Source organism: Pseudomonas sp. S2_B10 (genome assembly GCF_054668425.1).
The window spans coordinates 2,606,762-2,632,334 of sequence record NZ_CP162768.1; the positions used below are offsets into that span (position 1 = coordinate 2,606,762).

22 protein-coding genes and 1 pseudogene are annotated in these 25,573 nt (G+C 60.4%); 6 read left to right on the forward strand and 17 right to left on the reverse strand.

Annotated elements, in window-relative coordinates; translation table 11 throughout:
• Positions 1-61: 61 nt before the first annotated feature.
• Positions 62-793 (forward strand): DUF2059 domain-containing protein, encoded by a 732-nt coding sequence (locus AB4O45_RS11725; protein WP_024014712.1) that lies wholly within the window; start codon positions 62-64, stop codon positions 791-793.
• Positions 794-925: 132 nt separating this feature from the next.
• On the opposite strand, the pseudogene bipL reads toward AB4O45_RS11725, so the two are convergent.
• Positions 926-1,872, reverse strand: a pseudogene (gene bipL, locus AB4O45_RS11730) (phospholipase BipL).
• Positions 1,873-1,971: 99 nt separating this feature from the next.
• Between bipL and AB4O45_RS11735 the strand changes: the two are divergent.
• Positions 1,972-2,550 carry a DUF6436 domain-containing protein gene (locus tag AB4O45_RS11735; protein WP_056786241.1) on the forward strand — a complete coding sequence of 193 codons (579 nt, stop codon included), beginning with the start codon at positions 1,972-1,974 and terminating at the stop codon, positions 2,548-2,550.
• A gap of 102 nt (positions 2,551-2,652) precedes the next feature.
• Positions 2,653-5,064, forward strand: coding sequence for a penicillin acylase family protein (locus AB4O45_RS11740; protein WP_460161419.1), 2,412 nt, complete (start codon positions 2,653-2,655; stop codon positions 5,062-5,064).
• Positions 5,065-5,264: 200 nt separating this feature from the next.
• Here the strand turns inward: AB4O45_RS11740 and AB4O45_RS11745 are convergent, their stop codons facing one another.
• From AB4O45_RS11745 to AB4O45_RS11780, 8 genes are all read right to left on the reverse strand, one after another.
• The gene (locus AB4O45_RS11745) at positions 5,265-6,155 is read right to left on the reverse strand and encodes an ABC transporter permease subunit (RefSeq protein WP_041476870.1); all 891 of its coding nucleotides are present in this window, start codon (positions 6,153-6,155) and stop codon (positions 5,265-5,267) included.
• On the reverse strand, positions 6,152-7,033 hold the full coding sequence (locus tag AB4O45_RS11750; protein ID WP_177327003.1) for an ABC transporter permease subunit: 882 nt from the start codon (positions 7,031-7,033) through the stop codon (positions 6,152-6,154). The genes AB4O45_RS11745 and AB4O45_RS11750 overlap by 4 nt, the downstream gene beginning before the upstream one ends.
• 35 nt (positions 7,034-7,068) lie before the next feature.
• The gene (locus tag AB4O45_RS11755) at positions 7,069-8,211 is read right to left on the reverse strand and encodes an ABC transporter ATP-binding protein (protein ID WP_016772662.1); all 1,143 of its coding nucleotides are present in this window, start codon (positions 8,209-8,211) and stop codon (positions 7,069-7,071) included.
• A gap of 63 nt (positions 8,212-8,274) precedes the next feature.
• Entirely contained in the window at positions 8,275-9,372 is a 1,098-nt protein-coding gene (locus AB4O45_RS11760) for a polyamine ABC transporter substrate-binding protein (protein ID WP_038860901.1), read from the reverse strand.
• Positions 9,373-9,558: 186 nt separating this feature from the next.
• Positions 9,559-10,671, reverse strand: a complete 1,113-nt coding sequence (locus AB4O45_RS11765; protein WP_039757472.1) for a polyamine ABC transporter substrate-binding protein — start codon at positions 10,669-10,671, stop codon at positions 9,559-9,561.
• Positions 10,672-10,842: 171 nt separating this feature from the next.
• Positions 10,843-12,207 (reverse strand): aspartate aminotransferase family protein, encoded by a 1,365-nt coding sequence (locus AB4O45_RS11770; protein ID WP_460161420.1) that lies wholly within the window; start codon positions 12,205-12,207, stop codon positions 10,843-10,845.
• A 56-nt stretch (positions 12,208-12,263) separates the two neighbouring features.
• Entirely contained in the window at positions 12,264-13,622 is a 1,359-nt protein-coding gene (locus tag AB4O45_RS11775) for a glutamine synthetase family protein (RefSeq protein ID WP_460161421.1), read from the reverse strand.
• 93 nt (positions 13,623-13,715) lie between these two features.
• Positions 13,716-14,072: a gamma-glutamyl-gamma-aminobutyrate hydrolase family protein gene (locus tag AB4O45_RS11780; RefSeq protein ID WP_460161422.1), complete on the reverse strand. Its 357-nt coding sequence runs from the start codon at positions 14,070-14,072 to the stop codon at positions 13,716-13,718.
• 278 nt (positions 14,073-14,350) lie between these two features.
• Between AB4O45_RS11780 and AB4O45_RS11785 the strand changes: the two genes are divergently transcribed.
• Positions 14,351-15,727 carry a glutamine synthetase family protein gene (locus AB4O45_RS11785; RefSeq protein ID WP_016772657.1) on the forward strand — a complete coding sequence of 459 codons (1,377 nt, stop codon included), beginning with the start codon at positions 14,351-14,353 and terminating at the stop codon, positions 15,725-15,727.
• A gap of 282 nt (positions 15,728-16,009) precedes the next feature.
• Positions 16,010-16,642, forward strand: coding sequence for a TetR/AcrR family transcriptional regulator (locus AB4O45_RS11790; RefSeq protein ID WP_041476873.1), 633 nt, complete (start codon positions 16,010-16,012; stop codon positions 16,640-16,642).
• Positions 16,643-16,803: 161 nt separating this feature from the next.
• Here AB4O45_RS11790 and AB4O45_RS11795 read toward each other — a convergent pair whose 3' ends face one another.
• The 8 genes from AB4O45_RS11795 to AB4O45_RS11830 form a co-directional block, all read right to left on the reverse strand.
• The gene (locus AB4O45_RS11795; RefSeq protein ID WP_003229256.1) at positions 16,804-17,019 is read right to left on the reverse strand and encodes a TOBE domain-containing protein; all 216 of its coding nucleotides are present in this window, start codon (positions 17,017-17,019) and stop codon (positions 16,804-16,806) included.
• A 29-nt stretch (positions 17,020-17,048) separates the two neighbouring features.
• Positions 17,049-17,855, reverse strand: a complete 807-nt coding sequence (gene ssuB, locus AB4O45_RS11800; RefSeq protein ID WP_264365918.1) for an aliphatic sulfonates ABC transporter ATP-binding protein — start codon at positions 17,853-17,855, stop codon at positions 17,049-17,051.
• Positions 17,852-18,634 carry an aliphatic sulfonate ABC transporter permease SsuC gene (gene ssuC, locus AB4O45_RS11805; protein ID WP_027610511.1) on the reverse strand — a complete coding sequence of 261 codons (783 nt, stop codon included), beginning with the start codon at positions 18,632-18,634 and terminating at the stop codon, positions 17,852-17,854. The genes ssuB and ssuC overlap by 4 nt, the downstream gene beginning before the upstream one ends.
• A gap of 9 nt (positions 18,635-18,643) precedes the next feature.
• Positions 18,644-19,792, reverse strand: coding sequence for an FMNH2-dependent alkanesulfonate monooxygenase (gene ssuD, locus AB4O45_RS11810; protein ID WP_016772653.1), 1,149 nt, complete (start codon positions 19,790-19,792; stop codon positions 18,644-18,646).
• Between the two features lie 25 nt (positions 19,793-19,817).
• Positions 19,818-20,792 carry a sulfonate ABC transporter substrate-binding protein gene (locus AB4O45_RS11815; RefSeq protein ID WP_460161423.1) on the reverse strand — a complete coding sequence of 325 codons (975 nt, stop codon included), beginning with the start codon at positions 20,790-20,792 and terminating at the stop codon, positions 19,818-19,820.
• A gap of 89 nt (positions 20,793-20,881) precedes the next feature.
• Positions 20,882-21,475 carry an NADPH-dependent FMN reductase gene (gene ssuE / locus AB4O45_RS11820; protein WP_041476877.1) on the reverse strand — a complete coding sequence of 198 codons (594 nt, stop codon included), beginning with the start codon at positions 21,473-21,475 and terminating at the stop codon, positions 20,882-20,884.
• Between the two features lie 314 nt (positions 21,476-21,789).
• Entirely contained in the window at positions 21,790-22,428 is a 639-nt protein-coding gene (locus AB4O45_RS11825; protein WP_041476878.1) for a peroxiredoxin, read from the reverse strand.
• A 294-nt stretch (positions 22,429-22,722) separates the two neighbouring features.
• Positions 22,723-24,081 (reverse strand): OprD family porin, encoded by a 1,359-nt coding sequence (locus tag AB4O45_RS11830; protein ID WP_095181290.1) that lies wholly within the window; start codon positions 24,079-24,081, stop codon positions 22,723-22,725.
• A 364-nt stretch (positions 24,082-24,445) separates the two neighbouring features.
• Here AB4O45_RS11830 and tauA point away from each other — a divergent pair, with 364 nt between their 5' ends.
• The gene (gene tauA, locus AB4O45_RS11835; protein ID WP_460161503.1) at positions 24,446-25,435 is read left to right on the forward strand and encodes a taurine ABC transporter substrate-binding protein; all 990 of its coding nucleotides are present in this window, start codon (positions 24,446-24,448) and stop codon (positions 25,433-25,435) included.
• The last annotated feature ends 138 nt before the right edge of the window (positions 25,436-25,573 follow it).

Genomic DNA, 25,573 nt, shown 5'->3' on the forward strand with positions numbered 1-25,573 from the left:
ACGAATTCTCGACAAGTACCGGCACCGCACGGACAATAGTCCGCTGCTGACAGGAGTCCCTATGCGCCGTTTGCTTTTTTCACTGTTGATGTTCTGCGTATTGCCCGCCTGGGCGGACGGCCACGATCAGTTGTACAAGGTCGCCGGCTGGCCAGAACAACGCGCGCATTTCAACGATGCCCTGAGCGCCGCCCAGCAGCGCTATCAGAACAGCCTGCCGCCTGCGGTATTTCAGGCGCTGGTTAACAACAGCAATCAGCGCTTCGCCGCGCAGGCCATGGATCAGCGTGCCGAAGCGCAACTGCGGCAGAAACTCGCCGACCCGAAACCGGCGCTGACCTTCTTCCAGTCACCACTGGGCAAGAAAATCGTCGCCGCCGAATTGCTCGCAACCCGTCGCGATCAACTGGCAAAAAATGCCCAGGGCCTGCCGAAGATGCAGGCCAGCGACAGTCGCTTGCTGATCATCGGCCATCTCGCCCAGGCCCTGCCGGCCCGTGAGGCGGGCGCCGAGGTCAGTCTGGCGATTGCCGGCGTAGCGGCGGACAGCTTGAGTTCGATGATCCCGGGATTGCTCGGCGGCGGACAGGCACAGGGCATGTTGAACGGTCAGCGCCAGCGCCTGATGGATCAGATCGGCGCCGATCTGAACAACACGTTGCTCTACGTCTATCGCGATTTGTCGGATGAAGAGCTGGAAGAGTTTGCGACATTTGCCGAGTCGACCGAGGGCAAGGCTTACTACCAGGCGGCACTGGCGGCGATTCGGGCGGGGTTGGCGGTCGGCCAATAATCTTCGTTGCCTGAAAGATCGCATTCGCGAGCAGGCTCGCTCCCACATTGGATCATCAGTGGACACAAAATGTGTGAGCATCCCGAATTCCCTGTGGGAGCGAGCCTGCTCGCGAAGAGACCCGCACAGCCGCTACAGATTCCTGCCCCTGATCCGCTTGCTCAAGAATTCGAAATACTCCTCACGCATCTCCGCCGTTTCATTGGCCAGGTGATGCCGTGCCTCGGCCAACAGCAGAATCTGCGGCCGGTCGAACTTCCATTTCAACACCTGCAGATTGTGCTGCCAGTCGACAGTCATGTCCGCCTGCCCCTGAATGATCAGCGGCCGTCGCGGACTTTTTTCGCGTGCTCGACGCGGATGATCCAGCGCGACAGCGCGCCCACCCATTTCGTTGGCAGACGTCTTGGCTGTAACGGGTCGGCCTGCAGAAACGGCAGAAAATCCGGATCGTTGGAATTCTCGCTAAAGCGTCGCACCACCCCGCGCACAAACGGCCGCAGCAGGTAATAACTCAACTGAGACCAGCCCCACGCCCTCGGCCGCACCAACGGCGCCAGCAGAATCACCTGCCCCTGCGCCGGGCTGTTCTCGCCATGGTTGAGCAGGTGATCGACGACAATCGCGCCACCGGTGCTTTGCCCGCACAAATGCCAAGGCTGCGGCAGCGCGATCGAGTTCGCTTCAGCGAACAGCGCCTGCAACACGTCCTGGTATTCAGAGAAATCACGAATGCTTGCCCGTGGCCCGCTCGACAGACCATGGCCCGGCAAGTCGCAGGCGATCACGGCGAAATCCTGATCCAGCGCCCACTCGATCACATGCCGGTACAGGCCGATGTGATCGTAGTAACCGTGGAGCAGAAACAACGTCGCCTTGACCTTCTCCGGCCACCAGCAATGGCTGACCAGCTCGTAGCCATCGACTTCGAAACGGCCCATGCCGCGCCAGACATCGCGCTCGACGAAGTCGGTCTTGTAGAAGCGCTGATAAGCCTTCGCCTCATCCGATAACGGCTGCCACTCGGCCAACGGCTTGAGGCTCGCGCGTAAATGATCGGGGTCGAAAGTATCAGGCATGCGGGTATTCCAGAGCGGGAAACGGACTTTATCGGCCTGCGATATTCATCTGTCGGAGCAAGCATGGCAAGCTAGCCAACCTTTTCAGATTCCGAAATCATGCGTTCGCCCTACCGCACCGCACTGTTCGCCAGCCTGCTCGCGCTGATCTGCGCCGGGGTGCTGTGGGCGGCATATGACTGGTTTCAGGGCCGCTATCTGCGCGCGTTCAGCGAACATACGGCGGTATTTTCCGGTGACCCGCTGCGCCTGCCGGACAACCTCGCCGGGCCGGGCAATATCCGCCTCGTGCACTTTTGGGATCCGGCCTGCCCGTGCAACGTCGGCAATCAACAGCACCTGAGCGAGATGGTCGAACAGTTCGGCGCGCGTGGCGTGGAGTTCTTCGCCGTGCAAAAGCCCGGCAGCCACGGCCAGTTGCCCGCCACCCTCGCCAGCCTGAAAACCATCATCGTCCTGCCCGGCGCCGAACAGATCCCCGCCAGCCCTGCCGTGGCGATCTGGGATCGCAGCGGCAAACTCGCCTACTTCGGCCCGTACAGCGAAGGCTTGACCTGCAACTCCAGCAACAGCTTTATCGAACCGATCCTGCATGCCCTGACGGAAGATCGCCCGGTCAATGCTACCCACACCTTGGCGGTGGGTTGTTATTGCCCATGGCCGGCGGACGCGAAGTAAGGCATTCCGGACTTTTCAAGGACAGCGCTGCAGCGCACAGATGCTCTGTGATAAATGTTTGCAGCCCGATGGGCGGCCCTCCCGCCTGCACAAGGAGTCACCATGAAGCGTGCGTTGATCGTCGTTGCCTTGCTCATCGTTGTCCTGCTCGGCGCCGCCGGCGGGTATATCTACAGCAAGCAGCCGACGCGCCAGGGCCAGGTCGAGCTGCGCAACCTGCAAGGCTCGGTGACCGTGCGCTATGACGAGCGCGGTGTGCCGCATATCCGCGCCGAGAACGAAACCGACCTCTATCGCGCCCTCGGTTATGTGCACGCGCAGGATCGTCTGTTCCAGATGGAAGCCATGCGCCGCCTCGCCCGGGGCGAGCTGGCCGAAGTGCTAGGGCCGAAACTGCTCGACACCGACAAACTGTTTCGCAGCCTGCGCATTCGCGAGCGCGCGGCCAGTTACGTCGCCAGCCTCGACAAGCAGTCGCCGGCATGGAAGGGCCTGCAAGCCTATCTGGATGGCATCAACCAATATCAGGACACCCACGCCGCGCCGATCGAGTTCGACGTGCTGGGCATCCCCAAGCGGCCGTTCACTGCCGAAGACAGCATCAGCGTCGCCGGCTACATGGCCTACAGCTTTGCCGCTGCGTTTCGCACCGAGCCGCTGCTGACCTACGTGCGCGATCAGCTCGGCGCCGATTACCTCAATGTCTTCGATCTCGACTGGCAGGCCAAAGGCGTTCTGGCCACCAATCACACCCGGCACGCACCGGCCCTCGCCGCCGGCGACTGGCAGGACCTCACCGCCCTCGCCCGCCTCAGCGAACAGGCGCTGCTCGACAACGGCCTGCCGCAGTTCGAGGGCAGCAACGCCTGGGTGATTGCCGGCAGCCGCAGCCAGAGTGGCAAGCCGTTGCTGGCCGGCGATCCGCATATTCGTTTCTCGGTGCCGTCGGTGTGGTACGAGGCGCAGCTGTCGGCGCCGGGTTTCGAGTTGTACGGCCATCATCAGGCACTGGTGCCGTTCGCGTTTCTGGGGCACAACCTCGATTTCGGCTGGAGCCTGACCATGTTCCAGAACGATGACCTCGATCTGATCGCCGAGAAGGTCAACCCGGACAATCCCAATCAGGTCTGGTATCGCGGCCAGTGGACCGAGATGCTCGTCAGCGAACAACAGATCAATGTAAAGGGTCAGGCGCCGGTGACTCTCACCTTGCGCCAGTCCCCGCACGGGCCAATCGTCAACGATGCTCTTGGCAGCGCCGCCGGCAAGACCCCGATCGCGATGTGGTGGGCCTTCCTCGAAACACCTAACCCGATCCTCGACGGCTTCTACCAGCTCAACCGCGCCGACACCTTGGCCAAGGCCCGCGCGGCAGCGGCCAAGGTGCAGGCGCCGGGCCTGAATCTGGTGTACGCCAACGCCAAAGGCGATATCGCCTGGTGGGCCTCGACCTTGCTGCCCAAACGTCCGGCCGGGGTGAAACCGGACTTCATCCTCGACGGCAGCACGCCCGAGGCGGACAAGGACGGCTATTACCCGTTCAGCGCCAACCCGCAGGAAGAGAACCCGGCGCGCGGCTATATCGTCTCGGCCAACTTCCAGCCCGTGTCGCCGACCGGCATGGAGATTCCCGGTTATTACAACCTTGCCGATCGCGGTCAGCAGCTTGACCGTCAGCTCAGCGACAACCGGGTGAAGTGGAGCAACGAGGCCAACCAGCAACTGCAACTGGGCACCGCGACCGGTTACGGCCCGCGTCTGTTGGCGCCGCTGTTGCCGGTGTTGCGTGAGGTGGTGAGTGATCCGGCGCAGCTGAAACTGGTCGAGCAATTGGCGCAATGGCCCGGCGACTATCCGCTGAATTCCGTCAGCGCGACGCTGTTCAACCAATTCCTCTACGACCTTGCCGATGCGGCGATGCGCGATGAGTTGGGCAACGACTTCTTCGAAACACTGCTGTCGACGCGGGTGATCGACTCCGCGCTGCCACGCCTGGCGGCCAAGGCGGACTCACCGTGGTGGGACAATCGCAGCACGCCGGCCAGAGAAACCCGCGCCGATGTCGTGCGCACGGCGTGGGCGGCAAGCATGGCGCATCTGAAACTGACCCTCGGCGACAACGTGGCGGGTTGGCAGTGGGGTGCGGCACACACCTTGACTCACGGCCATCCGCTGGGGCAGCAGAAGCCGCTGGATCGCCTGTTCAACGTCGGCCCGTTCGCGGCGCCGGGCAGTCATGAAGTGCCGAACAACCTCTCGGCAAAAATCGGCCCGGCGCCATGGCCGGTGACCTATGGACCGTCGACCCGGCGTCTGGTGGATTTCGCCGATCCGGTGCATGGCCTGACGATCAACCCGGTCGGCCAAAGTGGCGTACCGCTGGACAGTCACTATGACGACCAGGCCGAGGCGTATGTGGAGGGGATTTATGTGCAGGCGCATTTCAGCGAGGAAGAGGTGCTGGCGAATACGCGCAGTACGTTGAAGCTGCTGCCTGCGCGGGCTGCGCGATAGATTGATGCAATCTGCACCGGCCCTTTCGCGAGCAAGCTCGCTCCCACAGGAGATTGCATTCCAAATGTGGGAGCGAGCCTGCTCGCGAAAGCGCTGTGTCAGCCGACATCTGAGTCGACTGACACTCCGTCTTCGCGAGCAGGCTCGCTCCCACATTTACAACCGGGTTGGCCGCAGGGTTGAGGCCAACCCGATATTGCTCAAGCTGATTGCGGCGCTGGCGCGCGGCGTGCGTCCGGTTGTTTCCACGAATCGGCAGCGCTTTCTTCGATGGCTTGCTGGATGGCTTTCTTGCGTGCTTCTTCGGCGCGGCGGCTGAAGAACCAGACGAGGAAGGTCACCAGCGACACCGCCAGCAGAATCAGACTGGCCACGGCGTTGATCTCCGGCTTCACGCCCAGGCGCACGGCCGAGAACACCTCCATCGGCAGCGTCGTCGAACCCGGGCCGGAAACGAAGCTCGCCAGCACCAGGTCATCCAGCGACAGCGCGAACGACATCATCCCGCCTGCCGCCAGTGATGGCGCGATCATCGGGATGGTGATCAGGAAGAACACCTTCCACGGCCGCGCGCCCAAGTCCATCGCCGCCTCTTCGATCGACAGGTCCAGCTCACGCAAGCGCGCTGACACCACCACCGCCACATACGCGGCGCAGAACGTGGTGTGGGCGATCCAGATGGTGACGATGCCGCGCTCCTGCGGCCAGCCGATCATTTGGGCCATGGCCACGAACAGCAGCAACAGCGACAGACCGGTGATCACTTCCGGCATCACCAACGGCGCAGTCACCAGGCCACCGAACAGCGTACGGCCCTTGAAGCGCGTGATACGGGTCAGCACGAACGCTGCCAGGGTACCCAGTGCCACCGCCGCCACGGCGGTGTAACAGGCGATTTCCAGCGAGCGCAACACCGAGCCCATCAATTGCGAGTTGTCGAGCAGGCCGACGTACCACTTGATCGACCAGCCGCCCCACACCGTCACCAGTTTCGAGGCGTTGAACGAGTAGATCACCAGGATCAGCATCGGCAGATAGATGAAGATCAGACCCAATACCAGCATCAGGCTGGAGAAACGGAAGCGCTTCATTCTTTACCCTCCATTTCCTTGGCCTGACTGCGGTTGAACAGAATGATCGGCACAATCAGGATCGCCAGCATCACCACCGCCAGGGCGGACGCCACCGGCCAGTCGCGGTTGTTGAAGAATTCTTGCCACAGCACCTTACCGATCATCAGGGTTTCCGGGCCGCCGAGCAGTTCCGGGATCACGAACTCGCCGACCACCGGAATGAACACCAGCATGCAGCCGGCAATGATGCCGTTCTTGGACAGCGGAATGGTGATTTTCCAGAAGCTGTTGAAGGTGCTCGAACCCAGATCCGACGCGGCTTCCAGCAGACTCTGATCGTGCTTCACCAAGTTGGCGTACAGCGGCAGGATCATGAACGGCAGGTACGAATAGACAATCCCGATGTACACCGCCAGGTTGGTGTTGAGGATCTGCAGCGGCTCGTCGATCAGGCCCATGCTCATCAGGAAGCCGTTGAGCAGGCCGTTGTTGCTGAGGATGCCCATCCACGCGTACACGCGGATCAGGATCGCGGTCCAGGTCGGCATCATGATCAGCAGCACCAGTACCGTTTGCAGCTCCTTGCGCGCGCTGGCGATGGCGTAGGCCATCGGGTAACCGATCAGCAGGCAGAGCACGGTGCTGATAAAGGCCATTTTCAGCGAGCCGAGATAGGCGGCGATGTACAGTTCGTCGTCGCCAAGCAACGCGTAGTTGCCCAGGTTCAGCAGCAGTTGCAGCTTCTGCTCGGCGTAGGTGTAGATCTCGGTGTACGGCGGGATCGCCACGTCGGCTTCGGCGAAGCTGATCTTCAGAACGATGAAGAACGGCAGCATGAAGAACAGGAACAGCCAGATGAACGGCACCCCGATGACCAGCTGCCGGCCATTGGGGATGATTCGGTTTATACGGCGTTTGAATTTGCGCATGTTCATGAGCGAAGTACCACGCCGCTATCGTCTTCCCACCACACGTAGACCTGATCGCCCCAGGTCGGACGCGCGCCGCGACGTTCGGCGTTGGCGACGAACGACTGCACCAGTTTGCCGCTCGGCAATTCGACGTAGAACACTGAGTGCCCGCCCAGATAAGCGATGTCGTGGACCTTGCCGCTCGACCAGTTGTACTCGCAGGTCGGCATGTCGGCGGTGACCAGCAGTTTTTCCGGGCGAATCGCGTAGGTGACCGACTTGTCCTGCACCGAGGTACTGATGCCGTGGCCGACGTAGATCTGCCGGTCGAGGTCCTTGCAGGTGATGGTCGCGTGGCCTTCGGCGTCGTCGATCACTTCGCCTTCGAAGATGTTGACGTTGCCGATGAATTCGCAGACCAGACGGCTGGTCGGGGTTTCGTAGATGTCAATCGGGCTACCAATCTGCGCAATCCAGCCCAGGTGCATGATCGCGATGCGCTCGGCCATGGTCATGGCCTCTTCCTGGTCGTGGGTCACCATCACGCAGGTCACGCCGACGCGCTCGATGATTTCCACCAGTTCCAGCTGCATCTGCGAACGCAGCTTTTTGTCCAGTGCGCCCATCGGTTCGTCGAGCAGCAACAGCTTCGGCCGCTTGGCCAGCGAACGGGCCAGGGCCACGCGTTGACGCTGGCCGCCGGACAGTTGATGCGGCTTGCGCTTGGCGTACTGGCTCATCTGCACCAGCTTGAGCATCTCGGCCACGCGGGCGTCGATCTCGGCCTTGGGGATCTTGTCCTGCTGCAAGCCGAAGGCAATGTTCTGCGCCACGGTCATGTGCGGGAACAAAGCGTAGGACTGGAACATCATGTTGATCGGACGGTCGTACGGCGGCATGTCGGTGATGTCGACGCCGTCGAGGAAAATCCGCCCTTCCGTGGGCCGTTCGAAGCCTGCAAGCATCCGTAGCAAGGTGGATTTGCCCGATCCCGAACCGCCGAGCAGAGCAAAAATTTCGCCCTTCTTGATTTCCAGGGACACGTCGTCCACGGCAATCGTCTCGTCGAACTTCTTCGTGACCCGGTCGATTTTGACCAGCACCTGTTTTGGTGTCTGGTCGCCCTCGAGGGCTTTCTTGTAGGCGCCGGAGGCAACTGCCATTTACGAAACTCCCAACAGAAGCAGCAGTTCGCCCCGCAAGACGAACCCTGGATAGTTTGTGCGTTATTTGCCCGACTTGACCTTGGTCCAGCTACGGGTCATCAAACGCTGAATATTGGCTGGCAACTCGGTCGACACGTAGGTCTTGTCGAGGACTGCTTGCGGTGGGTAAACCGCTTCATCGGTGCGAATGGATTGTTCCATCAGCTTGTCCGAACCCGGATTGGGGTTGGCGTAACCGACGTAATCACTGACCTGGGCGATCACCTCAGGTTTCAGCAAATAATTGATGAATGCGTGGGCCTCTTTGACGTTGGACGAATCCTTGGGGATCGCCAGCATGTCGAACCACAGCGCGCCGCCCTCTTTCGGGATCGAGTAGGCGATGTTGACGCCCTTCTTGGCTTCCTCGGCACGGTTCTTCGCCTGGAAGATATCGCCGGAGAAACCGATGGCCACGCAGATGTCGCCGTTGGCCAGATCGCCGATGTACTTCGACGAATGGAAATAGGTCACGTAGGGACGCACCGCGAGCAGCTTGGCGGTGGCCTTTTCGTAGTCCTTGGTGTTGGTGCTGTTGGCGTTCAGGCCCAGGTAATTGAGCATGGTCGGCATCATCTCGTCAGCCGAATCGAGGAACGCGACACCGCAGCTGTGCAGCTTCTTGATGTTTTCCGGCTCGAACAGCACGGCCCAGGAATCGATCTTGTCGATACCGAGCACGGCCTTGACCTTGTCGACGTTGTAGCCGATGCCGTTGGTGCCCCACAGATACGGCACGGCGTAGAGGTTGCCGGGATCGTTCTGCTCCAGGCGCTTGAGCAGCACCGGGTCGAGGTTGGAATAATTCGGCAACTGCGCCTTGTCGAGCTTCTGGAACGCGCCCGCCTTGATCTGCTTGCCAAGGAAGTGGTTCGACGGCACGACCACGTCATAACCGGTCCGCCCGGCGAGCAGCTTGCCTTCCAGGGTTTCGTTGGAGTCGAAAACGTCGTAGACCGGTTTGATCCCGGTCTCTTTCTCGAAGTCGGCCAGGGTCGACTCGCCGATGTAATCGGACCAGTTATAAATATGCACCGTACCGGCAGCCTGGGCTCCGACAGCGATTGTCAGGCCGGCAGCGGCCAGCAGGGCTTTGCGCAAAGAAGAAAATACAGGCAAGTGGAGGTCCTCTAAATTGATTGGGCCCAAGTTGCCCCGCGCTGCATGACAGCCATGGCTGCCCGACAACAAAACCGGCGCGCAACTTACCCTCGAAAAACCGATCCAGCAAAACTTTCTGTCATTTAATTATCCGCTGGCCGCCGTCGCGACGACGACGGCCAGTGGTTGTGGCGACAAACCGGCTTATTTGCCCGATTTGATCTTGGTCCAGCTGCGGGTGATCAGACGCAGCGTGGCGGCGTCCAGATCGCTGATCGCATAGAGTTGCTTCTTCACTTCAGCCGAAGGATAGATGCTCGGGTCGCTGGTGATGTCCTTGTCCACCAGAGGCGTTGCCGCCTTGTTGCCGTTCGGGAAACGCACGGCGTTGGTGATGCCGGCCATCACTTGCGGCTCCAGCAGGTAGTTCATGAACTTGTAGGCGGCTTCGACGTTTTCGGCATCCTTGGGAATGGCGACCATGTCGTAGAAAGTACCGGCGCCTTCTTTCGGAATGGTGTAGGCCAGCTTGACCTTGTCACCGGCTTCCTGAGCGCGGGTCTTGGATTGCTCCAGGTCACCCGAGTAACCGACGGCGACGCAGATGTTGCCGTTGGCCAGGTCCGAGATGTACTTGGAAGAGTGGAAGTAGGCGACCGAAGGACGGATCTTCAGGAACAGGTCTTCGGCAGCTTTCAGATCAGCCTTGTCCTTGCTGTTGGTCGGCTTGCCCAGATAGTGCAATGCCGCCGGAATCATTTCGGTCGGCGCATCGAGGAAGCTCACGCCGCAGCTTTTGAGCTTCTCGATGTTTTCCGGCTTGAACACCACGTCCCACGAATCGATCTTGTCGATACCCAGCGCAGCCTTGACCTTGGCCGGGTTGTAGCCGATGCCGATCGAGCCCCACATGTACGGGAAGGCGTGTTTGTTGCCCTGGTCGCTGGCGTCGCCAACGGCCTTGAGCAGGTCTTCGTCGAGGTTTTTCCAGTTAGGCAGCTTGGACTTGTCCAGCTCCTGGTAAACGCCGGCCTTGATCTGCTTGGCGAGGAAGTTGTTGGAAGGCACCACGATGTCGTAACCGGACTTGCCGGCCAGCAGCTTGGCTTCCAGGGTTTCGTTACTGTCGAAGACGTCGTAGACGACTTTGATCCCGGTGGCTTTTTCGAAGTTGGCCACGGTGTCCGGCGCGATGTAGTCGGACCAGTTGTAGACGTGCAGCACCTTGTCGTCCGCGTGCACCGCACCCGCCATCATGCCCGCCATGGACAGCGCGAGCAGAGTCTTGCCAGCTAGCTTTTTACCTAATGCCTTCATGCGTCATGCTCCAAATTTTTCTTTTTTGAACCACTTTGTTCAGCGGCCGAACCCGGACAACTGGAACCGCGGCTAGTCTGGCAAGATCCGAGGCGGTCTTTCAACAAAAGACCGGCCTTTCTGACAGCTTTGAGCGAGTGCGCCGCAGCTCCCCCGCCCAAAGCCTAGCACCTAGGCCTGCAGCGCATTGAGGGTCAGGTCCAGACACTTGAGTGCCTTTGTAACCAGCTCATCGATTTCGGCTTTGCTGATCACCAGCGGCGGCGCGATGATCATGGTGTCGCCGACTGCGCGCATGATCAGGCCGTTGTCGAAGCAGAACTGCCGGCAGATCATGCCCACGCCCTTGCCTTCGTAACGCTTGCGCGTGGCCTTGTCCTGCACCAGCTCGATCGCCCCCAGCAGACCGACGCCGCGAACTTCACCCACCAACGGGTGATCGTTCAGCTCGCGCAGACGTTTCTGCAAATACGGTGCCGTTTCGTTGTGGGCGTTCTCGATAATTTTTTCGTCGCGCAGGATGCGGATGTTTTCCAGGCCCACCGCGGCTGCCACCGGGTGCCCGGAGTAAGTGAAGCCGTGGTTGAAATCGCCGCCTTCGTTGAGCACGGCCACCACCGAGTCACGCACGATCAACCCGCCCATCGGGATGTAGCCGGAGGTCAGGCCCTTGGCGATGGTCATCATGTCGGGTTTGAGGTCGTAGAAATCGCTACCGAACCACTCACCGGTACGGCCGAAACCGCAGATCACTTCATCGGCAACGAAGAGGATGTCGTACTTGGCGAGGATTTCCTTGATGCGCGGCCAGTAGGTGTCGGGCGGAATGATCACGCCGCCGGCACCCTGAATAGGCTCGGCAATAAAGGCACCGACGTTGTCGACGCCGACTTCGAGAATCTTTTCTTCGAGCTGATTGGCCGCCCAGATGCCGAACTCTTCCGGCGACATGTCACCGCCTTCGGCAAACCAGTACGGCTGCGCGATGTGGACGATGCCCGGAATCGGCAGGTCGCCCTGCTCGTGCATATAAGTCATGCCGCCGAGGCTCGCGCCGGCCACGGTCGAACCGTGATAACCGTTCTTGCGGCTGATGATGACTTTCTTGTTCGGCTGGCCTTTGATCGCCCAGTAGTGACGGACCATGCGCAGCATGGTGTCGTTGCCTTCGGAGCCGGAGCCGGTGAAGAACACGTGGTTCATGCCTTCTGGCGCCACTTCGGCGATCGCCTTGGCCAGTTCCAGCGCCGGCGGGTGGGCAGTCTGGAAGAACAGGTTGTAATACGGCAGCTCGCGCATCTGTTTGGCGGCGGCATCGGCCAGTTCATCGCGACCGTAACCGATCGCCACGCACCAGAGGCCAGCCATGCCGTCGAGGATCTTGTTGCCTTCGCTGTCCCACAGGTAAACGCCCTTGGCGTTGGTGATGATCCGCGGGCCCTTCTCTTTCAGTTGCTTGAAGTCGCTGAACGGGGCCAGGTGGTGATCGCTGCTCAGCGCTTGCCACTCACGGGTTTGCGGGTTGTTGCTGGTCATGCCAATTCTCCTTGTTATCGGTGAAGGCGCGACGGCTGGCCGCCGCGCCCGGCGTATCAGACGGCGAAGAGCAGGTACTCACGCTCCCACGAACTGATCACGCGCTTGAAGTTTTCATGCTCGGCCCGCTTGACCGCGACGTAGCCGGTGATGAAGGTCTTGCCGAGATACTTCTCGATGGTCACGCTGTTTTCCATGCGCTCCAGCGCGTCTTCGATGGTCAGCGGCAGGCGCAGGTTGCGGCGCTCGTAACCACGGCCGACTACTGGCGCGCTCGGGTTCAGGCCCTCAACCATGCCGATGTAACCGCAGAGCAGGCTCGCGGCGATCGCCAGGTACGGGTTGGCGTCGGCGCCCGGCAGACGGTTTTCCACGCGGCGGTTCTGCGGGCCGGCATCCGGTACGCGCAGGCCGACGGTACGGTTCTCTTCGCCCCACTCGACGTTTACCGGTGCCGAAGTGTCCGGGAGGAAGCGGCGGAACGAGTTGACGTTCGGCGCGAACAGCGGCAACAGCTCGGGGATCAGTTTCTGCAAGCCACCGATGTGGTGCAGGAACAGCTGGCTCATGGTCCCGTCTTCGTTGGAGAAGACGTTTTTGCCGGTCTGAATGTCGATGATGCTCTGGTGCAGGTGCATGGCGCTGCCCGGCTCACCGGTCATCGGCTTGGCCATGAACGTCGCCGCTACGTCGTGCTTGAGCGCGGCCTCGCGCATGGTGCGCTTGAACACCAGAATCTGATCGGCCAGCGACAGGGCGTCACCGTGACGGAAGTTGATTTCCATCTGCGCGGTGCCGTCTTCGTGGATCAGCGTGTCGAGGTCCAGCTCCTGTAATTCGCACCAGTCGTAGACGTCTTCGAACAGCGGGTCGAATTCGTTGGCCGCTTCAATGGAGAACGACTGCCGGCCGATTTCCGGACGGCCCGATCGGCCGATCGGCGGCTGCAACGGATAGTCGGGGTCGTCGCTGCGTTTGGTCAGGTAGAACTCCATTTCCGGCGCCACGATTGGCTGCCAGCCCTTGTCGGCATACAGCTTCAAGACTTTCTTGAGGACGTTGCGCGGCGACAGCTCGATCGGGTTGCCTTGCTTGTCGTAGGTGTCGTGGATCACCTGCGCGGTCGGCTCGATGGCCCACGGCACCAGGTACACGGCGTTCTGGTCGGGGCGGCAGATCATGTCGATGTCGGCCGGGTCGAGCAGTTCGTAATAGATGTCGTCTTCGACGTAGTCGCCGGTCACGGTCTGCAGCAGCACACTCTCCGGCAGACGCATGCCTTTCTCGGCGATGAACTTGTTGGTCGGCGAAATCTTGCCCCGGGTGATCCCGGTCAAGTCGCCGATCATGCATTCGACTTCTGTGATCTTGCGGTCTTTCAACCAATCGGTGAGCTGGTCGAGGTTGTTACTCATAAATGCCTCTGGGCTGAGTCTCCTGACGCGATGTCAGGCAATTTTGACGCTTGCGGCGTCGCGTTAAAGGGGGCTTGCTCGCGCAGTGCCGGCTTACGCCTGGCACCGCGCATAGACAATGAAAGAGGAGCTTACCTGCCCTTGACGCTGGCGTTGCATTTCCCGTGCACTTTGCAAACGTGCAGAATCAAAAGCACGGCGCCAAGTGCGGCACGGGCTTTGAGCGGGAAAGAGTTCTATAGTGGAAGGAGACGCCATAAAGCGGATGCTGTGCCCGACGTCCAGAATATCGGACGCTGCCGTTTTGCCGGATTTTGACGAGAGTCTCGTCGACAGGCTGCGCGCCTTGCTGGCTGCGCTACGGACGGATTGATCGCCACTGATGTGATGAGCATGCAGACCGGACTGTTGCGAGCAGTCGGTGATGCCGATTAACGGCAGGCGAGACATGAAGCACCCCGGTATTATTGCTGTTATGGGTTTGACCGGAGCTTAGCCTTGTTCATTTTTTTACACAACACCCCCGTAAAAAATACAACACGGCCTGCTCAAGCCCGCAGCAGAGCAACGTTCAAGGTTGGAAAAAATGCCCCAAAGTGCCCCATAAATGCCCTCCAAGCGCTTTTTCGGGGCAAAAAAGGCCTCGCTTGACTTCGGCAGGCCGTTCGGGTTGACTGAAACCAGAAAAGATCAATGATTGATATTTTTAACAACAAAGGTGTTGCATCATGTCGGTACCCCCGCGTGCCGTTCAGCTTAACGAAGCGAACGCGTTCCTTAAGGAACATCCTGAGGTTCTGTACGTTGACCTTCTGATTGCGGATATGAATGGTGTGGTGCGCGGCAAGCGCATCGAACGCACCAGCCTCCACAAGGTTTACGAGAAAGGCATCAACCTGCCGGCCTCTCTATTTGCTCTGGATATCAATGGCTCCACGGTGGAAAGCACCGGTCTGGGCCTGGACATCGGCGACGCCGATCGCATCTGCTATCCGATCCCCGATACCCTGTGCAACGAGCCATGGCAGAAACGCCCGACCGCGCAGCTGTTGATGACCATGCACGAACTCGAAGGCGATCCGTTCTTCGCCGATCCCCGTGAAGTGCTGCGCCAGGTGGTGACCAAGTTCGACGAGCTCGGCCTGACCATCTGCGCCGCCTTCGAACTCGAGTTCTACCTGATCGACCAGGAAAACGTGAACGGCCGTCCACAGCCGCCACGCTCGCCGATCTCCGGCAAACGCCCGCACTCGACGCAGGTCTACCTGATCGACGACCTCGACGAATACGTCGACTGCCTCCAGGACATTCTGGAAGGTGCCAAAGAGCAAGGCATCCCGGCCGATGCGATCGTCAAGGAAAGTGCCCCGGCGCAGTTCGAAGTGAACCTGCACCACGTCGCCGATCCGATCAAGGCCTGCGACTACGCGGTCCTGCTCAAGCGTCTGATCAAGAACATCGCCTACGACCATGAAATGGACACCACCTTCATGGCCAAGCCGTATCCGGGCCAGGCGGGCAATGGTCTGCACGTACACATTTCGATTCTGGACAAAGCCGGCAAAAACATTTTTGCCAGCGAGGATCCCGAGCAGAACGCCGCGCTGCGTCACGCGATCGGCGGTGTGCTCGAGACCCTGCCGGCGCAGATGGCTTTCCTCTGCCCGAACGTCAACTCCTACCGTCGCTTCGGCGCGCAGTTCTACGTACCGAACTCGCCGTGCTGGGGCCTGGACAACCGCACCGTGGCGATTCGCGTACCAACCGGTTCTGCCGATGCCGTACGTATCGAGCACCGCGTGGCCGGCGCCGACGCCAACCCGTACCTGCTGATGGCTTCGGTACTGGCCGGCGTGCACCACGGCCTGGTCAACAAGATCGAACCGGGCGCGCCTGTCGAAGGCAACAGCTACGAGCAGAACGAACAGAGCCTGCCGAACAACTTGCGCGATGCCCTGCGCGAGCTGGACGACAGCGAGGTGATGGCCAAGTACATCGATCCGAAGTACATCGATATCTTCGTTGCCTGCAAGGAAAGCGAGCTGGAGGAGTTCGAACACTCCATCTCCGACCTTGAGTACAACTGGTATCTGCATACCGTTTAAGCGTTGTAACGTCCAAAGAAACGCCGTTGGCTTCGCGCCCACGGCGTTTTTTTATGGCCGAACACAAAACCTGTGGCGAGGGGATTTATCCCCGTTGGGTTGCGAAGCAGCCCCAAATCCATCCCACTCGGTGTGTCAGGAATACCCGGCTCTCAGGGTTTACGACTGCTGCGCAGCCGAACGGGGCGGTGCGACGTTTCGCTAAATCCCCTCGCCACAGGGTACTGGCAGACAACACCTGAACCGCCTCGTACAATGCCCGCTGCCCCGCAGGAGACTTCCATGACGCGTCCCGCCACCGTCCGCAAACCCCGTGCCCGCAGTCAGGCGCGGATCGATTCGATCCTCGATGCCGCGCGCACCCTGCTGGCGGCCGAGGGCGTGGCCAGTCTGTCGATCTACAGCGTCGCCGAGCGCGCGCAGATTCCGCCCTCCTCCGTGTATCACTTTTTCGCCAGCGTCCCGGCGCTGCTCGAAGCGCTGACCGCCGATGTCCACGCTGCCTTCCGCGCCTGCCTGCAAGCGCCGATCGATCACGATGCCTTGCGTGACTGGCGAGATCTGTCGCGACTGGTCGAACAGCGCATGCTGGAGATCTACGACGAAGACGCAGCCGCGCGGCAATTGATCCTGGCGCAACATGGCCTGACCGAAGTCACCCAGGCCGACCGCCAGCACGATCTGGAACTGGGCGACCTGATGCACAAGCTGTTCGACCAGCATTTCGAGTTGCCAAGGCTGCCGGACGATGTCGATGTGTTTGCCCTGGCGATGGAACTGGGCGACCGGGTCTATGCACGTTCGGTGCAGCAGCACGGGCAGATCACCCCGCGCATGGCCGAGGAAGGGATGCGCGTGTTTGATGCCTATATCGGGTTGTACCTTCCGCCGTATCTACCCAAAAGAAATCTCTAGCGCATGCACCGGCCCTTTCGCGAGCAGGCTCGCTCCCACATTTGAAATGCGTTCCCCTGTGGGAGCGAGCCTGCTCGCGAAAGCCGCGCCGCCGAATCCGCGACAGGCACAAAAAACCCCGCAGGGCTCACACCCTCCGGGGTTGTTTTTTGCTCACCGGCTCACAACTTGGCGATGGACACCTCGGTGGATTTCACAAAGGCGATCACCTCACTGCCGACCACCAGCTCCAACTCTTTCACAGAGCGGGTAGTGATCACCGAAGTGACGATGCCCGAAGCGGTCTGCACGTCGATTTCCGACAGCACGTCGCCGAGGACGATTTCCTTGATCGAGCCTTTGAACTGGTTGCGCACGTTGATGGCTTTGATAGTCATGGCATTGATTCCTGTCGTTGATAAAGGTGTTATTGCGCCCAGCGCAGTTGCGTAGGCAGGGGTGAAACGGGTTCCGGCGCCGGCGGTTCGCCGGGCAGGGACAGAACACGGTTGAGCACTTCGGTTTCCAGCGCGGCGAGGCGATGCGAGCCACGCACCCTGGGGCGCGGCAGTTCGACGTGCAGGTCGAGGCCAACTTCGCCGTCCTCGATGAGGATCACCCGATCGGCAATCGCCACCGCTTCACTGACGTCATGGGTCACCAGTAGCACGGTAAAACCGTGTTGCTGCCACAGCCGTTCGATCAGTTGCTGCATCTCGATGCGGGTCAGTGCATCCAGTGCGCCGAGCGGTTCGTCGAGCAGCAGCAGACGCGGCTGGTGAATCAGCGCCCGGGCCAGCGCGACGCGCTGCTTCTGGCCACCGGACAACGCCGCCGGCCATTCATTGGCGCGATCGGCCAGGCCCACTGCTTCCAGTGCGTCCAGCGCTTGCTGGCGCCAGTTGCCCTTGAGGCCGAGACCGACGTTGTCGATGATCTTTTTCCACGGCAGCAGCCGCGCTTCCTGGAACATCAGCCGCGTATCGTCGCGCGCCTGGCTGAGCGGCGCGGAACCGGCCAGCAGCTCGCCGCCAGTCGGTTGATCGAGGCCGGCGAGCAGGCGCAAAAACGTGCTCTTGCCACAACCGCTGCGCCCGACCACGGCGACAAACTGCCCCGCCGGAATGTGCAGATCGATGTCGCGCAACACCTGGCGCGCGCCGAAGGTTTTCTGCAGATTGCGCACCGCCAGCGGAATCCCGCGCAACAGGCGTGGAGGTTGTTGAGCGGTCATGCCGCACCTCCCTTGGCAACCTGATAGGCCGGGTGCCAGCGCAGCCACACACGTTCAAGACCACGGGCGGCGAGGTCGGCGAGTTTGCCGAGCACCGCGTAAAGCAGGATCGCCAGCACCACCACATCGGTCTGCAGGAACTCGCGGGCGTTCATCGCCAGATAGCCGATACCGGAGCTGGCCGAGATGGTTTCAGCGACGATAAGCGTCAGCCACATGAAGCCCAGGGCGAAGCGCACGCCGACCAGAATCGACGGCAGCGCCCCCGGCAGAATCACCTGCCAGAACAGACTGAAACCGCTCAGACCATAACTGCGCGCCATCTCCACCAGCGCCGGGTCGACGTTACGGATGCCGTGATACGTGTTGAGGTAGATCGGGAACAACGTGCCCAGCGCCACCAGAAAAATCTTCGCCGACTCATCGATGCCGAACCACAGGATCACCAGCGGAATCAGCGCCAGATGCGGCACGTTGCGGATCATCTGCACCGAGCTGTCGAGCAGGCGTTCGCCCCACTTCGACAGGCCGGTGATGAAACCCAGCACCAGACCAATGCTGCCGCCGATGGTGAAACCGAGTGCTGCGCGCCAGCCGCTGATCGCCAGGTGTGTCCAGATCTCGCCGCTGCGCACCAGACTGACGCCGGCTTCGATCACCGCCACCGGTGCCGGCAGAATCCGCGTCGACAACCAACCGGCCGACACCGACAACTGCCACACCGCCAGCAGCAACACCGGCAACGCCCAGGGCGCGAGGCTGTGGATAAATTTGTTCATGGCCGCGCCTCAGCTCTGCGACGCGGCTTTGGGCAGGATGTCGTTGGCGACCATCTCGCCGAACGGGCTGACATAACCGGCGCTCTTCGGCAGTTCCGGGCGTTCAACGTCAAGATGCGGGAACAGCAGCTCGGCTACCCGATACGATTCTTCGAGGTGTGGATAACCGGAGAAGATGAAGGTGTCGATGCCCAGATCCGCATATTCCTTGACCCGCGCTGCCACGGTCGGGCCATCGCCGACCAGTGCGGTACCGGCACCGCCGCGCACCAGACCGACGCCAGCCCAGAGATTCGGGCTGACTTCGAGGTTGTCGCGGCTGCCACCGTGCAGCGCGGCCATGCGTTGCTGGCCGACCGAATCGAAGCGCGCCAGCGAAGCCTGGGCACGTTGGATGGTGTCGTCGTCCAGATGCGAGATCAGCCGGTCCGCTGCCTGCCAGGCTTCGGCATTGGTTTCACGGACGATCACATGCAGACGAATGCCGAAGCGCACGGTGCGGCCGAGCTTGGCGGCTTTGGCGCGCACTTGTGCGATCTTCTCGGCCACCGCGGCCGGCGGCTCGCCCCAGGTCAGAACCATCTCGACCTGCTCGGCCGCCAGATCTTGCGCCGCTTCCGAAGAGCCACCGAAATACAGCGGCGGACGCGGTTGCTGGATCGGCGGATACAGCAGCTTCGCGCCCTTCACGCTTATGTGCTCGCCGTCATAATCGACGGTTTCGCCTTCCAGCACGCGACGCCAGATGCGGGTGAATTCCACTGAGGCCTGATAGCGCTCTTCGTGGTTGAGGAACAGCCCGTCACCGGCCAGTTCTTCCGGGTCACCACCGGTGACCAGATTGAACAGGGCACGCCCGCCGGACAGACGATCCAGCGTCGCAGCCTGGCGCGCCGCGACCGTCGGGGAAATGATCCCGGGGCGCAGGGCGACGAGGAATTTCAGACGCTGGGTCACCGGAATCAGCGAGGCTGCCACCAGCCACGAGTCTTCGCAGGAACGCCCGGTCGGAATCAGCACCCCGCCAAAACCCAGACGGTCCGCCGCTTGCGCGACTTGCTGCAAATAACCGTGATCAACCGCGCGGGCGCCTTCGGCGGTGCCAAGGTAATGGCCGTCGCCGTGGGTCGGCAGGAACCAGAAGATGTTGAGGCTCATGGAGTGGTCTCCTTGTGGATTCGAATTACTGGGCTTGGGAGCTTTGGGCCACAGCGGCCGGCGGGGTCCAGATCACATCCTTGATGCTCAACGGCTTGGGAATCAGCTTGAGCTGGAAGAACGTGTCGGCGATTTTCTGTTGCTCAGCGACCACTTCCGGGGTCAGGAACAGCGCGCCGTAGCCCTGGCGTTTCACCGAGGTCAGGGTGATGTCCGCCGGCAGGCCCAGCAGCGGCGCGACCTGTTGCGTCACGTCTTCGGGATTGGCTTTCGACCATTCACCAACCGCGCGCACCTCTTCGACGAGGGTCTTGATCACCTCGGGATTTTTCTGCGCGTAAGGTTTTGTGGCCAGATAGAACTGATGGTTGTCGACGATGCCTTTGCCGTCGCGCAGGGTGTGCGCTTGCAGTTGTTTCTCGGCAGCGGCCTGATACGGATCCCAGATGACCCAGGCGTCGACACTGCCACGTTCGAACGCAGCGCGGGCATCAGCCGGCGGCAGGAACACGGTCTGAATATCGCTGTACGTGAGGCCGGCGTCTTCCAGCGCGCGCACCAGCAGGTAGTGCACGTTGGAGCCTTTGTTCAGGGCGACTTTCTTGCCCCTGAGATCGGCCACCGATTTGATCGGCGAGTCCTTCGGCACGAGGATCGCTTCGCTGTTCGGTGCTGGCGGTTCATAGGCGACGTAGAGCAGATCCGCGCCAGCGGCCTGTGCGAAAACCGGCGGGGTTTCGCCGGTCACGCCGAAATCGATCGAGCCGACGTTGAGGCCTTCGAGCAGCTGCGGGCCGCCGGGAAACTCGGTCCATTGCACGTCGACGCCTTGCGCGGCGAGGCGTTTTTCCAGCGTGCCCTTGGCTTTGAGCAGCACCAGCGTGCCGTACTTCTGATAACCGATCCGAAGGGTCTCGGCTTGAGCTTGGGTAATGGCGCCGAAGGTGACAGCCGCAGCAAACAGAGCGACCAGACCACGACGCAAAAATACAGTGCGCATAGCGCTCTCCTTTTTGCTGTTGGGTTGTGGCTGCACCTGCTTGCCCGTTGGCGGGCGAGTAAGGCCAGTACTTCAAATTTCGATAAGGCTTAAATGCTCCAGCGAGCACTCAACAAACGTTCGTTCAGCAGGCCTGGCTCCAGCGGTTTCGGCCGGCGCGCCATGGCGCCGATGAACTGGTCCAGGGCCTCGTGTAACCGTTGCTCCAGGGCCGGCGCCAGTTGCGCGGCGGCACTGCCTTCGCCGTAAGCGATCTGGCTGTCCTCGGCGAAAATGCCCTGAAGCATCTCTTGGGCCTTGAGTGCCGACAGCACAGGCTTGAGGGCGTAATCGACCACCAGCATGTGGGCGATGCTGCCGCCCGTGGCCATCGGCAAGACAATCTTGTGGTTCAAGGCACGCTCGGGGAGCAGATCCAGCAGGGTCTTCAGCGCACCGGAAAACGAGGCCTTGTACACCGGCGTGGCGATCAGCAGGCCATCGGCGTTTGCGATCTGTTGCAGCAGGTCGAGGACCTTCGGACTGTCGAAGCGCGCGTGGAGCAGATCCTCGGCCGGGAAGTCCCGCACCTGATAACTCACCACTTCCACCCCTTGCTGTTGCAACCAGCGTTGCGAACGCTCCAGCAGCACCCCGGAACGGGAGCGCAGGCTGGGGCTGCCACCGAGTGAGACGACCAGCATTGCAGATTCCTTTAAGCGTCACAGGCGATTCGCAGGCTGCGATCTCGCTTCAATGGCAGTGACCTTACCAGCTGATTCATATATCCATAAATCATATTTATTCATTTGGTTATGCATTTAAGAGATATGTAGATGAGCAGAATCCAGGCGAAAAAAAGGCCGTCGAAACGGCCGAAATTCCCCTGCGTTGTGATTCTGGATTCTCAAGTGCCTGGACTGACGCCTTCGCGAGCAGGCTCGCTCCCACAGGGGAATGCATTGCAAATGTGGGAGCGAGCCTGCTCGCGAAAGCGGCGGTGACTGCACCACAAATCTTATTTGTTCGGCTGCGGCGTCAGGCGCAGGTACGGCTTCACCGCGCGATAGCCTTTCGGGAAGCGCTGCTTGATCTCGTCTTCGTCCTTGAGCGACGGCACGATCACCACTTCTTCACCGTCCTGCCAGTTGGCCGGTGTGGCGACTTTGTAATTGTCGGTGAGCTGCAGCGAGTCGATCACCCGCAGGATCTCGTGAAAGTTGCGCCCGGTGCTCGCCGGGTAGGTGATGGTCAGGCGGATCTTCTTGTTCGGGTCGATGACGAACAGCGAACGCACGGTCAGCGTGTCATTGGCGTTCGGGTGGATCAGGTCGTAGAGATCGGAGACCTTGCGATCGGCATCGGCCAGGATCGGGAAGTTGACGATAGTGTTCTGGGTTTCGTTGATGTCCTCGATCCACTTGTGGTGCGAGTCCACCGGGTCAACCGACAGCGCGATGGCCTTGACGCCGCGTCGGCTGAATTCATCCTTGAGCTTGGCGGTGAAACCCAGCTCGGTGGTGCACACCGGAGTGAAGTCCGCCGGATGGGAAAACAGCACGCCCCAGCTATCGCCCAGCCATTCGTGAAAACGAATCTTGCCGGCGCTGGAGTCCTGTTCGAAATCGGGGGCGATGTCGCCGAGTCTGAGGCTCATGGTGCTGCTCCTGATGAGGGATGGGAGACAACAACTGTAGCTCGGGATCGATCAGCGTGAAAAAGAATAAATAACTAGATATCTAGATCATTAGTGAATATTAAACATCTGTTCATTGGACACCGACCCGCATCGCGACGAACATCCAACGCAAGGTTCGAGAAGGCCTTGAGTTGCAGCAAAGAGGGAAATCGAGAAGGGCTTACGGGGGTGAGCCTGACTCGAAAACGCAAAAAGCCCCGTCCGGCGCGATGCCGGACGGGGCTTTTTTTTGCTTCAGTTGCTCGAGCGCTATTACAGCAGCGGGATCGAGTAGCTGAGGATCAGGCGGTTTTCGTCCTGGTCGCGTTGACCAGCGATGTCGGTGCGCCACGAAGCGTTTTTCCACATGAAGCCGACGTTCTTCAACGGGCCTTCCGGAACCACGTACGCCACGGTCAGATCGCGTTCCCACTCGGAAGCGCCATTGGAGGTTTGCACACGACTCGCGTAGGTATCGACATTGTCGCCACGCAGGTAAACCATGCCTGCGGTCAGGCCAGGCACGCCAACCTTGGCGAAGTCATAGGAGTAACGTGCTTGCCAGGTGCGCTCGCCGGCACGGTTGAACTTCTGGATCTGCATGTCGGTGATGGTGTAGTTCGACGAACCGTCGCCCTGGTTCAGCCAAGGGAAGTCGCTGCTGCCGTTGCTCACCTGATAGCCGCCACCAAAGGTGTGACCGGCAACGGTGTACAGGAACAGGCCGCTGTACAGATTGTTGTCGACCTTGCCTTTGCCGTTACCCAGCGAACTGTTGCCGTAGGCACCGTTGCTGAAATAGGCAGATTCATCGCCATTACGGCCGTCGTCGGAGCTATTGAAGTAACGGAAGTCGGACTTCAACACACCTGGACCGATCGACCAGTTATGCACCAGACCCAGGAAATGCTGCTTGTAGAAGTTTTCCAGATTGCCGTAGTAGTACTGGGCAGTCAGGTCCTTGGTGATTTTGTAATCACCACCGGCGTAGATGAACTTGTTGCTGTTCGCGGTGCGTGCGTTTGCACCACCGATCGACAGCTGTTCATTGTTGCTGGAGTTACGACCTTTCACGTGCTCGATCTGGCCACCGACCAGAGTCAGGTCCTTGATCTCGCCGGAAGTGATCTGGCCACCCTGCCAGGTTTGCGGCAGCAAACGACCGTCGTTGGTGACGATGACCGGGTTCTTCGGCTGCAGAGTACCCAGCTTCAGTTCGGTCTGGGAGATCTTCGCTTTGGCTGTCAGGCCCAGGCTGGAGAAGTTATCAACTGCCTGACCGTTGGATTCGCTTGGGAAAACAGTGCCGCCGTAAGCAGTGCCTGGGGTGCCGTTGGAGGCAACGTTACCGTTGGTGCCGCCGCCCGAATCCAGACGTACGCCCAACAGGCCGATGGCATCGATACCGAAGCCGACAGTGCCTTGGGTGTAACCGGAAATGAAACGCAGATCGAAGCCTTGGCCCCACTCTTCGTTGCGGCTTGGTTCGGCAGTGCCGTTACGGTTGTCAGTGTTGATGTAGAAGTTGCGCAGACCCAGAGTAGCCTTGCTGTCTTCGATGAAACCGGCGGCGCCTGCCTGCTGCGCCATAACCCCAACGGCCACAGCCAGGGCCAAGGTGGACTTGTTCATGTATCGCTCCTCTCGTTCTAATTCTTGTGTTCCTGGTTCGGGGTCGATTTGCCCTGAATCCTAAGATCCGCGATTAGCGCCAGACCGTGACTGCCAAGTCAATCGTAACCTTGTATGTCTACGACCATCGTCTAATCGCGAGTGATTTGGTCCCTGCAGCGTAAAGACTTCCTGATAATCCCAAAAAGAATTTATTCGTTCTTTTTCATGCCATTCAGGTATATGGCCCATTAATGGCCATCCGCGCCGGGAAACAGCGTATCGGCGCCTAAGCTCATTCCTAAATGGTATTTGTTGACCTTTTTTTAGATCGATTAGCTTTGCCGTGCTCCCAACACGGCAAATCCCATCGAAAAGGCGACGCATCATGGCGAAACGCGCACTATCAAGTCAATTTGTTACAGTTTGTGTGTCGGCACTGTTTTCTTTTTCCACACATGCCGCCGGTCTGACGGTCGGTTACCAGACCGGGATCGATCCGAGCAAAGTGCCGCAGGCCGATGGTGTCTATGAAAAAACCATCGGCGAGAAGATCGACTGGCGTCGTTTCAACAGCGGCCCGGAAGTCGTCACTGCCATTGCTTCTGGCGACGTGCAGATAGGCAACCTTGGCTCAAGTCCCCTGGCAGCAGCTGCTTCACGCAATCTGCCGATCGTGGCGTTCATCGTTTCGGCACAGATCAATGCCGCCGAAGCATTGGTGGTGCGCAACGGCAGCGGCATCGACAAACCGCAGGACCTGATCGGTAAAACCATCGCCACACCGTTCGTGTCCACCTCGCACTACAGTCTGCTTGGGGCGCTGAAGCACTGGGGCCTGAATACCTCGCAAGTCAAAGTGGTCAACCTGCAACCGGCGGAAATCGCCGCCGCGTGGAAGCGTGGCGACATTGATGGTGCGTTTGTCTGGTCGCCGGCGCTGGGCGAGATCCGCAAGACCGGCAAGACCCTGACCGACGCCGCCCAGGTCGGCCAGTGGGGTGCGCCGACCTTCGAGGTGTGGGTCGCGCGCAAGGACTTTGCCGAGAAGCATCCCGAGGTCGTGGCGAAATTCGCCAAGGTCACCCTGGATTCGTTCGCTGATTACGCCGCGCACAAAGACAGCTGGACGGCCGACTCGGTGCCTGTGCAGAAAATCGCCAAATTGACCGGTGCCAACGCAGCAGATGTACCGGAACTGCTGGCCGGTTCGGCGTTCCCGGATGCCAAGGCGCAGCAAAGCACGGCGCTGCTGGACGGCGGCACCGCCGAGGCCATTGCCGAAACGGCGAAATTCTTGAAGGAACAGGGCAAGGTCGAGACGGTGCTGCCTGATTATTCGCCGTACGTCAGCGCCAAATTCATCACTGACTGAATGCAGAACCCTGTGGTGAGGGGATTTATCACCGCTGGGTCGCGTAGCGACCACCTATGTTTTCACTTGGAAACGCAAGGGGACTGCTGCGCAGTCCAGCGGGGATGAATCCCCTCGCCACAGGAGACCTCGCTGTTG